Source organism: Pseudoruegeria sp. HB172150, from assembly GCF_013184805.1.
In the GTDB taxonomy this organism is placed as follows: Bacteria; Pseudomonadota; Alphaproteobacteria; order Rhodobacterales; family Rhodobacteraceae; genus Psychromarinibacter.
In genome coordinates this window covers 315,939-329,115 of the sequence record NZ_JAATNG010000003.1, presented here as the reverse complement: position 1 = coordinate 329,115, position 13,177 = coordinate 315,939, and the positions used below count along the sequence as shown (strand labels likewise).

Here is a 13,177-nt window from a genome sequence, read left to right as displayed (position 1 = left end):
ACAAACCGGAAGGGGACAGCAAGGCATGCAATCCTACGACATGCTGGTGATCGGCAGCGGCCCGGCCGGCCGGCGCGCGGCCGTACAATCGGCCAAGCTCGGCAAATCGGTTCTGGTGGTGGACCGCGGCCGCAGGCTCGGCGGCGTTTCGGTCCATACCGGCACGATCCCGTCGAAGACCCTGCGCGAAACGGTGCTCAACCTCTCGGGCTGGCGCGAACGCGGCTTCTACGGCCGCGGCTACCGGGTGAAAAAGGACATTACCGCCGCCGACCTGATGCAGCGCCTGCACAAGACGCTGGATCACGAGGTCGAGGTGCTGCAGCACCAGTTCATGCGTAACATGGTGCAGTCCGACTGGGGCGAGGTCCGGTTCATCGACACCCACCATGCCGAGATCCGCACCGAGGACGATGAAATCGTGCCGGTCGAATTCGACAAGGCGCTGATCGCCACCGGCACCCATCCTTACCGCCCGCCGCATGTCCCCTTCGACCGGACCTGCGTCTTCGACAGCGACGAGATCCTCGAACTTGAAGATCTGCCCCGCACCATGACGGTGATCGGCGGCGGCGTGATCGGCGTCGAATACGCCACAATTTTCTCCGCCCTCGACGTGCCGGTGACCCTGATCGAGGCGCGGGATTCGATCCTCAACTTCGTCGATACCGAGATTGTCGAGGATTTCATCCACCAGATGCGCGACCGCGGCATGGTCATCCGGCTCGGCGCGCAGGTGAAGGAAATCACCAAGACGGACAGCGCCGTGATCACCGAGCTGACAGACGGCCGCAAGGTCCGGTCAGAGATCCTGCTGTTCGCCGCCGGCCGCTCCGGCAGCATCGAAAGCCTGAACCTGCAGGCGATCGGCATCGAACCCGACAAGCGCGGCCGCATTCCCGTCGACGGCAAGACCCTGCAGACGGCCGTAGAAAACATCTATGCCGCAGGCGACGTCATCGGTTTTCCGTCGCTCGCCTCCACCTCGATGGAACAGGGCCGCGTCGCGGCCTGCCACGCCTTCGACATGCCGCCCCCGCCGCCGCCCGAAACCTTTCCCTATGGCATCTACGCGGTGCCCGAGATCTCCACCGTCGGCCAGTCGGAGGAAGAGGTGCGCGCCGCCGGCATTCCCTACGAATGCGGCATCGCCCGCTTCCGCGAAACCTCGCGCGGCCACATCATGGGCGTCGACACCGGTTTTCTGAAGCTGATCTTCGCGCTCGACACCCGCCGCCTCCTCGGCGCGCATATCGTCGGCGAAGGCGCGACCGAACTGATCCATATCGGCCAGGCGGTGATCAACCTGCACGGCACCGTGGATTTCTTCGTCGAGAACACCTTCAACTACCCGACCCTCGCCGAAGCCTACAAGGTCGCCGGCCTCGACGCCTGGAACCGGATGGGCCAGCCGTAGGCGGATAACGCCTTCGGCCTTGCCGCTACACCGCCGCGAAGGCAGAGCGCCGATCCAGCTTCTTCTGGCCAGAAATATCCCCGCCGGAGGCACGCTCCGCAGGAGCGTCCGGCCACCCGGCTCACAGAGTCAATTCCCCCGAAACAGAGACTTCGCCGACCACCAAAGCGCCTAAGCCGTCCCACGCGGCGGATACTCCCGCGCCCGCTGCACCCGCGCCGCCAGCAGCTCAAGGTCCGGCCGCGCGAAAGGCATCGACCCCACGTCGACAAGGTACAGAGTCCCGTCCGGCTTTACCCAGAACAGCCCCGGTTCCGGGAACAGCGCCAGTTCCCCGTCCCGGATAGCGCTCGACAGGTACAGTCCCCAGCTCCGCGCCACGGCCTCGCTCATCCCGTAACCGATCCGAAGTCGCTCCAGACCCCAGTCCGCCTTCGCCGCCTCGGCCCGGTCCTGCGGGTCCATCGACACCGCGATGACCGACGCGCCGTCCGCCTCGAACCGGTCCAGCAGCCCGACCAGCTTGCCCAGGTATCCCTTGCAGATCGGGCAGTGATAGCCGCGATAGACCACGATCATGGTCAGCACCTCGGGCGCGTCTTCCGCCAGCGACCATGATCCGCCTCCCGCCAGCGGCAACGCCAGTTCCGGCGCCTGCGTTCCCGGCATCACCCTCATCGCACATCTCCCCGGGGCACCGATCCGCCCTTCTTCTGGTCAGAAATATCCCAGCCGGAGGCACGCTCCGAAGGAGCGTTCAGTCCGGCGCCAGCATGTAGCCCGCGCCTCTTACCGTCTGCAGGTAACGCGGCTGTTTCGGATCCGACTCCAGCTTGCGCCGGAGCCGCGTGATCTGCACGTCCACCGCCCGCTCCTGCGCCTGCCCCCGGTCGCGGCCCAGATCCTCGACCAGCTTCGAGCGGCTGACCGCCTCGCCCGGCTGGGCCGAGAAGATCCGCATCAGCTGCGCCTCGGTCGCGGTCAGCCGCACCAGCTCCTCGCCGCGCCACATCTCGCCTCGCTCCACGTCATAGCGGATCGGCCCCAGCCGCAGGTGCTTCGGCGCCTCGGCCTCCGACGGCGCCGGCACCCGCCGCAGGATCGCGTTGATCCGCAAAAGCAGCTCCTTCGGCTCGAACGGCTTGGCCAGATAGTCGTCCGCCCCGGCCTCCAGCCCGGCGATCCGGTCCTCGGTCTCGCCCTTCGCCGTCAGCAGCAGGATCGGCGTCGCAATCTCCTCGCGCAGCGACCGCGTCAGCGTTACGCCATCCTCCCCCGGCATCATCACGTCCAGCACCAGCATGTCGAATTCCAGCCCCGCCAGCAGGCGGCGCGCCTGCGCCGCGTCCCGCGCGGCGGACACAAGGAACCCGTGCCGGATCAGGAACTTCTGCAGCAGCCCCCGGATCCGCTCGTCGTCGTCGACGATCAGCAGGTGCGCGTCCGGCGCGCTCATTGCCCACCTTCCTTCAGGCGGCCGTAGTGCCGCCGCATCTCGGGATCCATCATCGCCTCCAGCACCGTCCGGAACCCCGCCACCGCCTCGGGCCCCGCATGCCGGAACGCATCCCGCATCCGCGCCCGCTGCGCCGTCGACAGCTCCGCCTCCAGCACATGCCCCTCTTCGGTCAGGTACAGGTGCCGCTCCCGCTTGTCACGGTTGCCCACCCGGCTTTCCACCAGCCCGTCCTCGATCAGCGTCCGAAGCACGCGGTTCAGCGACTGCTTCGTGACGCCGAGGATGCTGAGCAGGTTGTTGACCGTGGTGCCCGGCGAGCGGTTGATGAAATGTACAGCCCGGTGATGCGCCCGGCCATAGCCGTGTTTCTCGAGAATCCGGTCCGGATCTGCGGTAAAGCCGCGATAGGCGAAGAACATCGCCTCGATGCCCTTCCGCAACTGCTCGTCCGTCAGAAACAGAAGGCTCTCGCCGCCGGGTGTCCCCGGTCCTCCGCTGCCCTCGACCATCTGTAAGCCCGTTCACAATCTGCCGTCTTTCGCGGCAGTTTATGTCAGCCTTGTTGACATTCCAAGACTCAACTGGTACCGAATCGCAGATTTTGCGCAACATTATGTCCACATCGGCCCTAATTCGCGCAACATCCGTAAACGCTGAAGGAAGGAACAGACCATGGCTGGCGCCTATGACGATCGCGACGGGTTCATCTGGATGGACGGCAAACTGCTGCCGTGGCGCGACGCCAACGTACATATCCTGACCCACGCGCTCCACTACGCCTCCTCGGTCTTCGAGGGCGAGCGCTGCTACAACGGCAAGATCTTCCTTGGCCGCAAACACTCGGAACGCCTGATCTTCTCGGGCAACGAGCTGGACATGGAAATCCCCTACACCGTCGACCAGATCGAAGAGGCGAAATACGCGGTCCTCAAGGCCAACGGCCTGACCGACGCCTACGTGCGCGCCGTCGCCTGGCGCGGCGCGGGAGAGGACATGGGGGTCAGCTCCGCCCGCAACCCCGTCCGCATGGCGGTCGCCTGCTGGGAATGGGGCGCCTATTACGGCGACTCCAAGTTCAAGGGCGCCAGACTCGACATCTCGAAATGGAAGCGGCCCAGCCCGGAAACCATCCCGGTCCACGCCAAGGCCGCCGGTCTCTACATGATATGCACCGCGTCCAAGCACGTGGCCGAATCCAAGGGCTGCTCCGACTCCCTGTTCATGGATTACCGCGGCTACGTGGCAGAGGCGACCGGCGCCAACATCTTCTTCGTCCAGGACGGCGAAGTGCACACGCCGCTGCCCGACTGCTTCCTGAACGGCCTGACCCGGCAGACGGTCATCGGCATGCTCAAGGACCGCCAGATCAAGGTGCACGAACGCCATATCGACCCGGGCGAGATGGAAAGCTTCCAGCAGTGCTGGCTCACCGGCACCGCCGCAGAGGTCACGCCCGTCGGCCAGATCGGCGACTACAACTTCGAGGTCGGCGCGCTGACGAAAGACATCGCAACGGATTATGAAAAGCTGGTGCGCAGCTAGGCAAACCGGACATTCCACGACAAGGCGCGGACTGGTTCCGCGCCTTTTCTTTTTGGGTCATGGCATGGCTCCAGCCAGCGGCAGCCGCGAAATTTATCGGTCTGCGGTTGCTGTTGCTTCACCATCTGTCCGGTCGGCGACAGTGGCGCCGACCCCACCACAGAACCCGCCACTAATTACCCCGCCTCCGCCAGATTGTCGCCCGAATGCTTACCTATCCTGGCTGCATCGCACTACGGGGTAGCGGGCCATGAACCCAACAAAGCTGTTTCTCACCTTCGCCGTCCTTCTTGGCGTGATGTTCTTCCTGTCCTCGATGAAGGAAAAGGTCGCGCCCGGGGCCGAAACCGTCACCACCGCCGCCGAAGGCAACGGCCTTCTCGGCGGACTCTTCGGGACGGCGAAACTGACAACGGTCGGCGCGCAGGAAGAAACCGAAACAGACCCCGCCAGGCTCCGCCGCGCCGAGTTCTACGGCTGGAAGGCCAAGCATCCCGGCCTCGCCGTTCAGGACGACCTGATCGTCGGACTGTCCGAGGCCGTCTCCGGCTATCCGGGCATCCGCGTGCCGCAGCTTCCGGCCAATCACCGGATCCTGAAATCCGACCCCACCTGCTCCCCGGCGAAACCGCAGCCCGGCGACAGGATCGCCAATGTCAGCATCGGCCAGGCGGATCTCGACAGTGGCCTGCAGGTCTTCACCGTCAGCGAGATGGCAAAAGACACCCGGCGCTGGCTCGAAGGCACGCTGCGCAAGTCTCTCTGGACCGATGAAAGCGACCTTGTCGGCGATCACGCGGTCCCCATGGTCGACGTGATCCTCACCGATGCCTCCGCCCCGCAATACGTGGTGCTGCAGCATCATCGCGGCCGCGTGCTGTGGAACATCGTCCCGGCCAAGGGCGTCACCATCTCCCATGTCGTGATGATCGGCAACGGCGCGTCAATCAACCCGGCGCCGGGCAACTACGATATTCAGCACCTCGCCACCGGCGGCGACTGCGTACCGCGCGTCGCGCGCGAACCGCGCCCGACCTGGGATATGTACTCCCGCGTCGGTGTCCGGCTGGAAGAATACGAACCCCGCGCCAGGGCGGAATTCGCCGCCTATGACGCCTGGTTCCGCCGCAATTTCGGCCAGGGCGCCGAAACCGGCGTGGTCGGCTTCGACACCACCCAGCATGTTCTGGTCGGGCCGATCCCGTCCCGCCCGGAAGAGCGTGTGGCCTACCGCCCGGTGACCGGCGCCACCGTGCTTGTGCAGGAAGCGGATTACGTCTTTACGGCGTCAGAGCCGGAACGCTCCGCGTTTCTCATCGAACATCAGACGGAAATCGCCCGCAACGCGGCGGGTGGCGACCTTGCGATGCTCTTCCCCGAACCGCTGTACCGGGAGGCGGCAAAATGAAGTTCAAACTGATCGGTGGTCTCATCTTCTTCGGAATCGTCACGGTCCCGATGATCGGTGTGAACCTCTACGCCATCGGCGCGTGGGAAACCTTTACCCGTCCCCTCGCAGGCCTCGATCCCAATGCCGAGGCCAACGCCCCGCCCGAGGCGCTCGGCAAGGTCGGCAAGGGCGTGTTCGATTTCGTGCATGACCGGCGCGAGCAAAGCGAAAAGGCCGCGGTGTTCGACGTGACCACGCCGACGCCGCACCGCGCCATCGTCTGGAACCGCTATATGGAGATCGAGGACGTCCTGGCAGAGGGAGAGCCCGATCCCGGCAAGGATCTGCACGAGCTTTACATCCTCGCCCGCGCGCCCGCCCTTGTCATGCGCGAATGCCCGTCGGTGATTTCCGATCTCGCCACCGCCTGCGCCGTGTCGAAGGTCGAAATCGATACCGACTCCAAGGGCCGCCACGAGCTGACGATGCGCATCGGCTTTCTGCCCGCCGATCCCGCCGGCGACATCTCCGGCATCTCCTCGGCGACGGAAGAACGGGAATCGATCCGGCTGACGCCGCGCGATTACAGCGCCCGCGTCGCAGAAGTCGATTTGCCCGCCCTGCGCGCGACCTTCTATTCCGAGGCCCAGCGCCAGTGCCGCGAGCTGCGCGACCGGGTCGGAAGCTGCGTCGTCCGCTACATCACCATCGACGAACAGGAAGACAGCACAAATCCCGGCAGCTTCACCGTCTCCGCCTACGCCACGTTGTCCTGGCTCAAGACCGACGCCAATGCTGACGCCGAGGTCGCGCAGGCCGAACCAACGGGCGTCTCCGGCTTCTTCAAATCGGTCACCAACGCCATTGGCGGCGGCAGCGACGACTCCAGCGCTCCCGCCAGCACGGACGCCGCTGCAAAGCCGACCGTGCTGAAAGGCGGCGGAGCATTCCGAAGTGCGGGCGGGTCGAACTTCAAGCAGGTCGCCAACGACTGACGCGGGCCGGTAACGGTCTGGACCGCCTGCTGTTGCAGTTCGGTATCGCGCCGTGGGGCCCACGCCTGCAGTCTGCACAAAGGCCGGACTGCAACAGTTGGGGCAGCGCCCTCAATCCGACGTTTGCGCTAACATGCCTGAAATCAATGACTTGACCCCCCGTCCCCATGGGGACGCCCCGGCTCAGCCCGATTTCATCAGGCTCCGCATCTTCTGCTCCGCCGCCAGCTGCCGCCCCAGCGCCCGCTCCCGCAGCACGATCGCCACGCCCGCCGCGATCACCAGCGCCGCCCCCGCCAGCATCGGCACCGTCGGCAGCTCATCGAAGATGAAATACCCGAAGATCAGCGCCCATATCATCGACAGGTAGGTGAACGGCGCCAGCGTCCCCGCATCGGCATATTTATAGCTCGAGGTCAGCAGGATCTGCCCCGCCCCGCCGACCAGCCCCGACCCGATCAGCCAGACCCACTCCCGCCCCACCGGCATCACCCAGCCGAACGGAATACTGAAGAGCGCGAAACAGCTCGCCGTCAGCGAGAACCAGAACACGATCGCCTCGGTCCGCTCGACCCCCGCCATCGCCTTGATGAAGATCTGCGCCAGCGCCGCCAGCGTCGCCGACGCCAGCGTCACCAGCGCCCCGACCCGCGCCGTGCCGCCACCCTCGAAACTCAGCTGCGGCCACATCACGATGGCCACGCCCACCAGCCCGATCACCACCGCCGAGATCCGGAACATCCGGATCCGCTCGGCCAGGAAAATTGTCGCGAAGATCACGATCATGATCGGCGTGACGAACCGGATCGCCGTCGCCTCTGGCAGCGGGATCAGCTTCAGCCCAAGAAACCCCAGCCCCATCGCCATCGAGCCCGCGATGCCCCGCACCGCATGCCCTTTCCAGCTCGCTACCCGCAGGCCCGACGGCAGCTCGCCCCGCATCCAAAGCCACGCGGCAATCACCGGCAGGCCGCAGAACGCGCGAAAAAAGACCGTCTCCCCCGCAGGGATACGGTCAGCCGACTTCACCAATGTGGCCATCACGGCGAAACAGGAAATCGCCGCGACCATAAGGAAAATACCGCGCAGGGGCTGCATTCAGGATCCGGAAGGCGTTTCGCCTGTCCTGCCTAGCAGACCGATTCCCGAATGCCCATAAGTGCCTGTACGATTACGCGAGGTAGCCGCGCTCGATCCGCAGGAACTGTTTCACCCGGGTCGCATCCTTCTGGCCCTTGCGCCGCCGCCGGTCCAGCTGCTTCACATTCGGGTGCCCGGCCTCACCGGCCTTGATCCGGTCAAGCCGGGAATATTGCGGCGCCCGTCCCCCGCGAACGTCATGGTCGTGGTCGATGATGTTCTTCGACATGCGTACCTCCTCTTTCGCGTCCTGCATCCTAATTAGGGCAGTCCTACAAAGCTTAAACGCCGTCACCCGCCGCAAGCCAGCCTAAAGATCGTGCAACTGCCCAACCGCCCAGCGCGCCGCATCGCTCACTGCCGGATCCGGATCCTCCGTCAGACTCTGCGCCACCGGCAAGAACCGCGCCAAACCGGAATTCCCGATGGCGTAGAGAACGTTCCGCACGAACCGGTCGCGCCCGATCCGCTTGATCGTCGACCCGGAAAACTGCGCACGGAACGCCGCATCGTCCAACCCCGCCAGGTACGCCAGGTCCGGCGCCAGCAGATCCTCCCGCGCCGCCAGTTTCGCGTCGCGCCCCGCCTTCGCGAACTTGTTCCACGGGCACACTGCAAGGCAGTCGTCACACCCGTAGATCCGGTTCCCCAGCTTGCCGCGCAGGTCCTCAGCCACCGGCCCCTTGTGCTCGATGGTCAGGTAGGAAATGCAGCGCCGCGCATCCAGCTGGAACGGCGCCGGAAACGCCTCGGTCGGGCAGATGTCGAGACAGGCGGTGCAAGATCCGCAATGCTCCCGCTCCGGTTCGTCCGACGGCAAATCCAGTGTGGTGAAAATGCTCCCGAGAAAGAACCAGTTCCCCAGCTCCCGAGACAGCAGGTTGGTGTGTTTGCCCTGCCAGCCCAGCCCAGCCGCCTGCGCCAGCGGCTTTTCCATCACCGGCGCCGTGTCGACGAACACCTTGATGGCGGGGTCCTCCGCCACTGCGTCCCGCCGCGCCTCCTCCAGCAGCCAGCGCCCCAGCCGCTTCAGCCGCTTCTTCACCACATCGTGGTAATCCTGACCCTGCGCATAAACAGAGATTGCGCCGCGGCCTCGCCGCTCCAGAACTTCCAGAGGGTCCGTCTCCGGCGTATAAGGCTCCGCCAGCATCACAACCGACCGAGCCTCGCGCCAGAGCGCCGCCGGATCGCCGCGCCAGCCGATGCGCTCCTCCATCCAGCCCATCTGCCCGTGCCGTCCTTCGGCGACGAATCGCTCCAGCCGCGGCTTCGCTTCCGGGATCGCATCCGGCCGCGTCACGCGAACCGCCGCGAACCCCTCGGCCAGCGCCCGGTCGATCAGCTTGGCTTTCAGCTCTGCGGACAAATCCCCTGTCTTCTTCTGGTCAGAAATATCCCTGGGGGAGTCGCCGAAGGCGGCGGGGGGCAGAGCCCCCCATCGCGACGCCGGATTTCAGAAATCCAGGTCGGCATAATGCGCCGGCGGCGGGAATCCCGGCACCTGGTCGGCGAGGATCGAGCGAAAGGCCGGACGCGACTTGATCTTCGCGTACCAGTCCTTGACCGAGGCGTTCCGGTTCCAGTCGACATCCGAGATGTAATCCAGCGACGACAGATGCGCCGCCGCGGCGAAATCGGCCAGCGTCATGGAATCCCCGGCCAGCCAGCGCCGCTGATCCAGCAGCCACCCCATGTAGTCGAGGTGGAACTTGATCTTCTGTGCCCCCATCTTCACGTTCTTCGATTCTGGGTAGCCCTGGCCCATCAGCTTCTTGTTGACCCGTTCGTAAAGCAGCTTCGAGGTCACCTCGTTGTGGAACTTGTCGTCGAACCACATCACCAGTCGCCGCACCTCGTGCCGCCCCTTCGGATCGCGCGGCATCAGCGGCGGATCGGGCTGGATTTCCTCGATGTATTCACAAATCGGTCCGCTCTCGGCCAGGGTCAGCCCCTTGATCTTGAGAACCGGCACCTTGCCCGCCGGGTTGCGCCGCAGAAAGTCCGGATCCTGCTCCCAGTAGCGCTCCTCGACCAGCTCCACCTCGATCTTTTTCTCTGCGAGCGACAGCCGGACCTTCCGGCAGAAAGGCGAAAGCGGTACGTGGAACAGGCGGTTCATAGGTCAGAAGTCCCGTAAAAAGTCCGCACATCAATGCCGCGACAGCGCGCCGAGTTCAACTCTCGAAGCAATCGTCGCGCCCGTCTGCGCGGATCGTCGCGGCGCCGCCCTGTATCGCCTGCGCCCGGCGCGACACGGAATTTGATGGCTGCGAAGCGCTGCGTCCCTTCGGGTCCGGCAGCACCGCGGCCAGCAGCGCGGCCTGCCGGTCCGTCAGGTTTTTCGCCGATACGCCGAAGTAGTGCTGCGCCGCCGCCTCGACGCCGAACACGCCTTCGTCGAACTCCACCACGTTCATGTAGACCTCGAGGATCCGGCGTTTCGACCAGATCATTTCCACCACCGGGGTCAGCCCGGCCTCCATCGCCTTGCGCAGCCAGGAACGCCCGTGCCACAGGTACACGTTCTTCACCAGCTGCTGGCTGATCGTCGATGCGCCGCGGTTCGCGCCCTCGGCCAGCGCCGCCCGGATCGCTGTCATGTCAAAGCCCCAGTGAAGGCAGAAGTTCGCATCCTCCGCCGCCACGATCGACCGAGGCATTGCCGGCGCGACATCCTCGAAATCCACCCAGACCCGCTCGACGTCACCCAGCCGGCGGCCTTCCGACAATATGTAAGGCGTCGTGGGCGGGTTGAAGACCGCGTAAAGCATGACGAAGAACAGCGTCAGCACCGACAGCCCGACCACGGCGCGCACGGCCCAGCGGAACAGCCAGCCCCGCCATGTCCGGATCCGAGAGGTCCGGGTCTTCCGTTTGCGCGTCTTCTTCGCCATTCGGCAGCCAAAGCATGGCGCCCCGAGCCGGTCAAGCGCTCAGCCGCGCTCATCGCTCGACGATCTCGTAGTCCCGCGCGATACCTTTCGTGGCCTCCGCCCAGGCGCTCGCGCCCGCCCGCGCCTGGTGCGCATCGAAGGCCGCGCGATCCAGAAACCGCTCCGCCACCGACCAGACCAGCGGATCCTGCGTCTCGGTCACATCGAAGGATAGGCAGCCCGGTTCCGCCCGGGTCAGCCGAATATGCTCCGGCAGGAATTTCTGCACCCGCGCCGCTTCTGCTTCATCCGCGCAGCGCAAGAACCCGGTCAGCTCGATCACACCCCGACCTCCTCGCGCAGGTGATAGTCCCTGACGATGCCCTTTGTGGCCGTCCCCCAATCGCTCTTAAGCGCCCGCACCTGGTGGAGGTCGAAGGCCGCGCGGTCCTTAAATCGCTCCACCACCAGCCAGACCAGCGGATCGTCGGTCTCGACGATGTCGCAGGACAGGCAGCCGGGCTCTGCACGGGTCAAACGCACATGCTCCGCGACTAACAGGCGCACCCGTTCCGTCTCGGTCTCGTTCCTGCACCGTATGTACCCGGATAACTCGAACATTCGTCACTCCACTTGCTGCAGAAGTTGTGCTTCGAGGGGTCGACTGTCCATGATCAGGATCAAAAACTGAAAAACCGCGCCATTCCTGCACCGCCAAGGCCTCCCCGGGTGCGCGCACGGATACAGCCGTTTTCCCGGTCCTATGCCGCGGGCACTTCCTGCATGCGGCGCACAGATTTCAGCAGGTATCGTTTCGGGAATAGCGGCGCGATGCGCATCAGGATGCGCCGCCGCAGCGTGACCCCAGCGAACGCATCCAGATCCCCGCGCAGCATCGCGTCGTAGCCCAGCCGCGCAACCTCCTCCGCCGGCGTCGTCCGGTTGAACAGCGGCGTCCCGTCCATCCCCGAGGTCTGTGCGAATTCGCTGGCGGTCGCTCCCGGCAACAGCGTCGTGACGGTTACGCCACTATCGACCAGCTCCTCGGCAATAGCGTTACTGAAGTACTGAACGAAGGCCTTCGACGCGAAATAGACTGCCTGCAGCGGCCCCGGCATCAGCGCGGCGGTCGAAGCGACGTTCAGGATGCGGCCAGAGCCGCGCGCGACAAAACCAGGCAAAAATGCTCGAGTTAGAGCCGAAAGTGCCACCACATTCACCTGGATCATCTCGCGGTTTCGCGTCCAGTCCTGCTCGTGGAACTTGCCGCGCAGCGCAAAGCCGGCGTTGTTGATCAGACAGGAAAGCGCGATCCCTTCGTCCGTCACCCGGTCGTGAATCCGCTGGGGCGCCGCCTCTTCGTTCAGGTCCTCCGCGATCACCAGAACGCGCGTGCCATGCTCGGACTCGATCTCTGCCTTCAGCGTGTTCAACCGGTCCAGTCGCCGCGCCACCAGCACAAGGTCGCCGCCGCGCGCCGCATGCAGCCGCGCCATCGCTTCCCCGATCCCGCTGGACGCTCCCGTGATCAACGCGACGTTCTGCATCCTGTCTCTCCCTGTGTTTCGACAAAACCCGAATCTGTATTCGGTTTTGACAGCGGCGCTAAAGCTTGTCAATAAAACCGAACGCATATTCTGTTTCAGGACGCTACATGGCCGAAAGCCGCTGGATATCCGACCTACACTGGCGCCGTGAGGGCCGTCAGACCCGCAGCGAGCGCACGCAATCCGCCCTTCTGGACGCGGCAGAGACGCTGATCCTGGAAAAAGGGACCGAAGCGACGTCCATCGCCGACATCGCGGCGCGCGCCGGTTACTCCGTCGGCGCCGTCTACCACCACTTCAGGGACAAGACCGCGCTGTTCCACGCGCTCTTCCACCGGATGACCGACGCTTACGAGGCGCTGAACACCCGCGCCTCCGATCCTGCACTGTGGGAAGGCGCCTCGATCCGCGACCTGTTCCGCGGTTATCTCGAGATCACGCTGCAGGCGGCAAGCGAAACCGGCGCGGCCAAGGCAGCCGTCTCGGCCGTTATCGCGGACGAACCGGAACTCGCAGCACACTATGCAGAAATACAGGCAGATACCCGCAAGAAGCTGCTTGGGCTGGTGATGGGCCGGCGCGGCGAGATCGGTCATCCTGACCCGGATCATGCCGCAGCCTTCGCCATCGATCAGCTCGCCGCGATGCTGCGCGGCCGGATCGACCCGGCCCAGCGCGCGGCATCCCTTCAGGCCATCGACGACGCCGCTTTCATCGAAGACGCGCTGCGGATGACGGCCGCGTTCCTCAGGCTGACGCCCGCCGACTGACCCCGCTCTGAATGCAGAACCGCCGCCCGGATGGGCGGCGG

Annotated in this window: 16 protein-coding genes; 5 read left to right on the top strand and 11 right to left on the bottom strand. The window is 65.1% G+C overall.

What is annotated here, in order from left to right; genetic code table 11:
* Positions 1–25: 25 nt before the first annotated feature.
* On the top strand, positions 26–1,417 hold the full coding sequence (gene sthA / locus HCO70_RS16290; RefSeq protein WP_172298070.1) for a Si-specific NAD(P)(+) transhydrogenase: 1,392 nt from the start codon (positions 26–28) through the stop codon (positions 1,415–1,417).
* A 171-nt stretch (positions 1,418–1,588) separates the two neighbouring features.
* On the opposite strand, the gene HCO70_RS16285 is transcribed toward sthA, so the two are convergent.
* From HCO70_RS16285 to HCO70_RS16275, 3 genes are all read right to left on the bottom strand, one after another.
* Positions 1,589–2,095 (bottom strand): redoxin domain-containing protein, encoded by a 507-nt coding sequence (locus HCO70_RS16285; RefSeq protein ID WP_172298068.1) that lies wholly within the window; start codon positions 2,093–2,095, stop codon positions 1,589–1,591.
* Between the two features lie 79 nt (positions 2,096–2,174).
* Positions 2,175–2,873, bottom strand: a complete 699-nt coding sequence (locus HCO70_RS16280) for a response regulator (RefSeq protein ID WP_172298066.1) — start codon at positions 2,871–2,873, stop codon at positions 2,175–2,177.
* On the bottom strand, positions 2,870–3,385 hold the full coding sequence (locus tag HCO70_RS16275; RefSeq protein WP_172298064.1) for a MarR family winged helix-turn-helix transcriptional regulator: 516 nt from the start codon (positions 3,383–3,385) through the stop codon (positions 2,870–2,872). The genes HCO70_RS16280 and HCO70_RS16275 overlap by 4 nt, the downstream gene beginning before the upstream one ends.
* 163 nt (positions 3,386–3,548) lie before the next feature.
* Between HCO70_RS16275 and HCO70_RS16270 the strand changes: the two genes are divergently transcribed.
* The 3 genes from HCO70_RS16270 (at position 3,549) to HCO70_RS16260 (ending at position 6,803) form a co-directional block, all read left to right on the top strand.
* Complete coding sequence (locus tag HCO70_RS16270; RefSeq protein ID WP_172298062.1) at positions 3,549–4,418, top strand: branched-chain amino acid aminotransferase; 870 nt, start codon at positions 3,549–3,551, stop codon at positions 4,416–4,418.
* Positions 4,419–4,668: 250 nt separating this feature from the next.
* Positions 4,669–5,826 (top strand): hypothetical protein, encoded by a 1,158-nt coding sequence (locus HCO70_RS16265; protein ID WP_172298060.1) that lies wholly within the window; start codon positions 4,669–4,671, stop codon positions 5,824–5,826.
* On the top strand, positions 5,823–6,803 hold the full coding sequence (locus HCO70_RS16260) for a hypothetical protein (RefSeq protein WP_172298058.1): 981 nt from the start codon (positions 5,823–5,825) through the stop codon (positions 6,801–6,803). Before HCO70_RS16265 ends, HCO70_RS16260 begins: the two co-directional genes overlap by 4 nt.
* Before the next feature lie 183 nt (positions 6,804–6,986).
* On the opposite strand, the gene HCO70_RS16255 is transcribed toward HCO70_RS16260, so the two are convergent.
* The 8 genes from HCO70_RS16255 to HCO70_RS16220 form a co-directional block, all read right to left on the bottom strand.
* Positions 6,987–7,901 carry a DMT family transporter gene (locus tag HCO70_RS16255; protein WP_172298056.1) on the bottom strand — a complete coding sequence of 305 codons (915 nt, stop codon included), beginning with the start codon at positions 7,899–7,901 and terminating at the stop codon, positions 6,987–6,989.
* A 73-nt stretch (positions 7,902–7,974) separates the two neighbouring features.
* Positions 7,975–8,172 carry a hypothetical protein gene (locus HCO70_RS16250; protein ID WP_172298054.1) on the bottom strand — a complete coding sequence of 66 codons (198 nt, stop codon included), beginning with the start codon at positions 8,170–8,172 and terminating at the stop codon, positions 7,975–7,977.
* An 81-nt stretch (positions 8,173–8,253) separates the two neighbouring features.
* Positions 8,254–9,312, bottom strand: coding sequence for a tRNA epoxyqueuosine(34) reductase QueG (gene queG / locus HCO70_RS16245; RefSeq protein ID WP_172298052.1), 1,059 nt, complete (start codon positions 9,310–9,312; stop codon positions 8,254–8,256).
* 87 nt (positions 9,313–9,399) lie between these two features.
* The gene (locus tag HCO70_RS16240) at positions 9,400–10,065 is read right to left on the bottom strand and encodes a glutathione S-transferase family protein (protein ID WP_172298050.1); all 666 of its coding nucleotides are present in this window, start codon (positions 10,063–10,065) and stop codon (positions 9,400–9,402) included.
* A 55-nt stretch (positions 10,066–10,120) separates the two neighbouring features.
* Positions 10,121–10,840, bottom strand: a complete 720-nt coding sequence (mtgA, locus tag HCO70_RS16235; protein WP_172298048.1) for a monofunctional biosynthetic peptidoglycan transglycosylase — start codon at positions 10,838–10,840, stop codon at positions 10,121–10,123.
* 49 nt (positions 10,841–10,889) lie between these two features.
* On the bottom strand, positions 10,890–11,162 hold the full coding sequence (locus tag HCO70_RS16230) for a putative quinol monooxygenase (protein ID WP_371742246.1): 273 nt from the start codon (positions 11,160–11,162) through the stop codon (positions 10,890–10,892).
* A complete protein-coding gene (locus HCO70_RS16225) occupies positions 11,159–11,440 on the bottom strand; it encodes a putative quinol monooxygenase (protein ID WP_172298046.1) in 282 nt (93 codons plus the stop codon). Before HCO70_RS16225 ends, HCO70_RS16230 begins: the two co-directional genes overlap by 4 nt.
* A 140-nt stretch (positions 11,441–11,580) precedes the next feature.
* Positions 11,581–12,366 carry an SDR family oxidoreductase gene (locus HCO70_RS16220; RefSeq protein ID WP_172298044.1) on the bottom strand — a complete coding sequence of 262 codons (786 nt, stop codon included), beginning with the start codon at positions 12,364–12,366 and terminating at the stop codon, positions 11,581–11,583.
* Between the two features lie 107 nt (positions 12,367–12,473).
* On the opposite strand from HCO70_RS16220, the gene HCO70_RS16215 reads away from it, so the two are divergent.
* Positions 12,474–13,136 carry a TetR/AcrR family transcriptional regulator gene (locus HCO70_RS16215; RefSeq protein WP_172298042.1) on the top strand — a complete coding sequence of 221 codons (663 nt, stop codon included), beginning with the start codon at positions 12,474–12,476 and terminating at the stop codon, positions 13,134–13,136.
* Positions 13,137–13,177 lie beyond the last annotated feature (41 nt).

What these genes read in the sequence shown, in the direction of transcription:
- HCO70_RS16270 (WP_172298062.1), top strand. Translation starts at nt 3,549, where the DNA reads ATGGCTGGCGCCTATGACGATCGCGACGGGTTCATCTGGATGGACGGC.
- HCO70_RS16260 (WP_172298058.1), top strand. Translation starts at nt 5,823, where the DNA reads ATGAAGTTCAAACTGATCGGTGGTCTCATCTTCTTCGGAATCGTCACG.
- HCO70_RS16285 (WP_172298068.1), bottom strand. Translation starts at nt 2,095, where the DNA reads ATGAGGGTGATGCCGGGAACGCAGGCGCCGGAACTGGCGTTGCCGCTG.
- HCO70_RS16275 (WP_172298064.1), bottom strand. Translation starts at nt 3,385, where the DNA reads ATGGTCGAGGGCAGCGGAGGACCGGGGACACCCGGCGGCGAGAGCCTT.
- HCO70_RS16265 (WP_172298060.1), top strand. Translation starts at nt 4,669, where the DNA reads ATGAACCCAACAAAGCTGTTTCTCACCTTCGCCGTCCTTCTTGGCGTG.
- HCO70_RS16225 (WP_172298046.1), bottom strand. Translation starts at nt 11,440, where the DNA reads ATGTTCGAGTTATCCGGGTACATACGGTGCAGGAACGAGACCGAGACG.
- HCO70_RS16280 (WP_172298066.1), bottom strand. Translation starts at nt 2,873, where the DNA reads ATGAGCGCGCCGGACGCGCACCTGCTGATCGTCGACGACGACGAGCGG.
- HCO70_RS16250 (WP_172298054.1), bottom strand. Translation starts at nt 8,172, where the DNA reads ATGTCGAAGAACATCATCGACCACGACCATGACGTTCGCGGGGGACGG.
- HCO70_RS16255 (WP_172298056.1), bottom strand. Translation starts at nt 7,901, where the DNA reads ATGCAGCCCCTGCGCGGTATTTTCCTTATGGTCGCGGCGATTTCCTGT.
- HCO70_RS16215 (WP_172298042.1), top strand. Translation starts at nt 12,474, where the DNA reads ATGGCCGAAAGCCGCTGGATATCCGACCTACACTGGCGCCGTGAGGGC.
- HCO70_RS16220 (WP_172298044.1), bottom strand. Translation starts at nt 12,366, where the DNA reads ATGCAGAACGTCGCGTTGATCACGGGAGCGTCCAGCGGGATCGGGGAA.
- mtgA (WP_172298048.1), bottom strand. Translation starts at nt 10,840, where the DNA reads ATGGCGAAGAAGACGCGCAAACGGAAGACCCGGACCTCTCGGATCCGG.
- sthA (WP_172298070.1), top strand. Translation starts at nt 26, where the DNA reads ATGCAATCCTACGACATGCTGGTGATCGGCAGCGGCCCGGCCGGCCGG.
- HCO70_RS16240 (WP_172298050.1), bottom strand. Translation starts at nt 10,065, where the DNA reads ATGAACCGCCTGTTCCACGTACCGCTTTCGCCTTTCTGCCGGAAGGTC.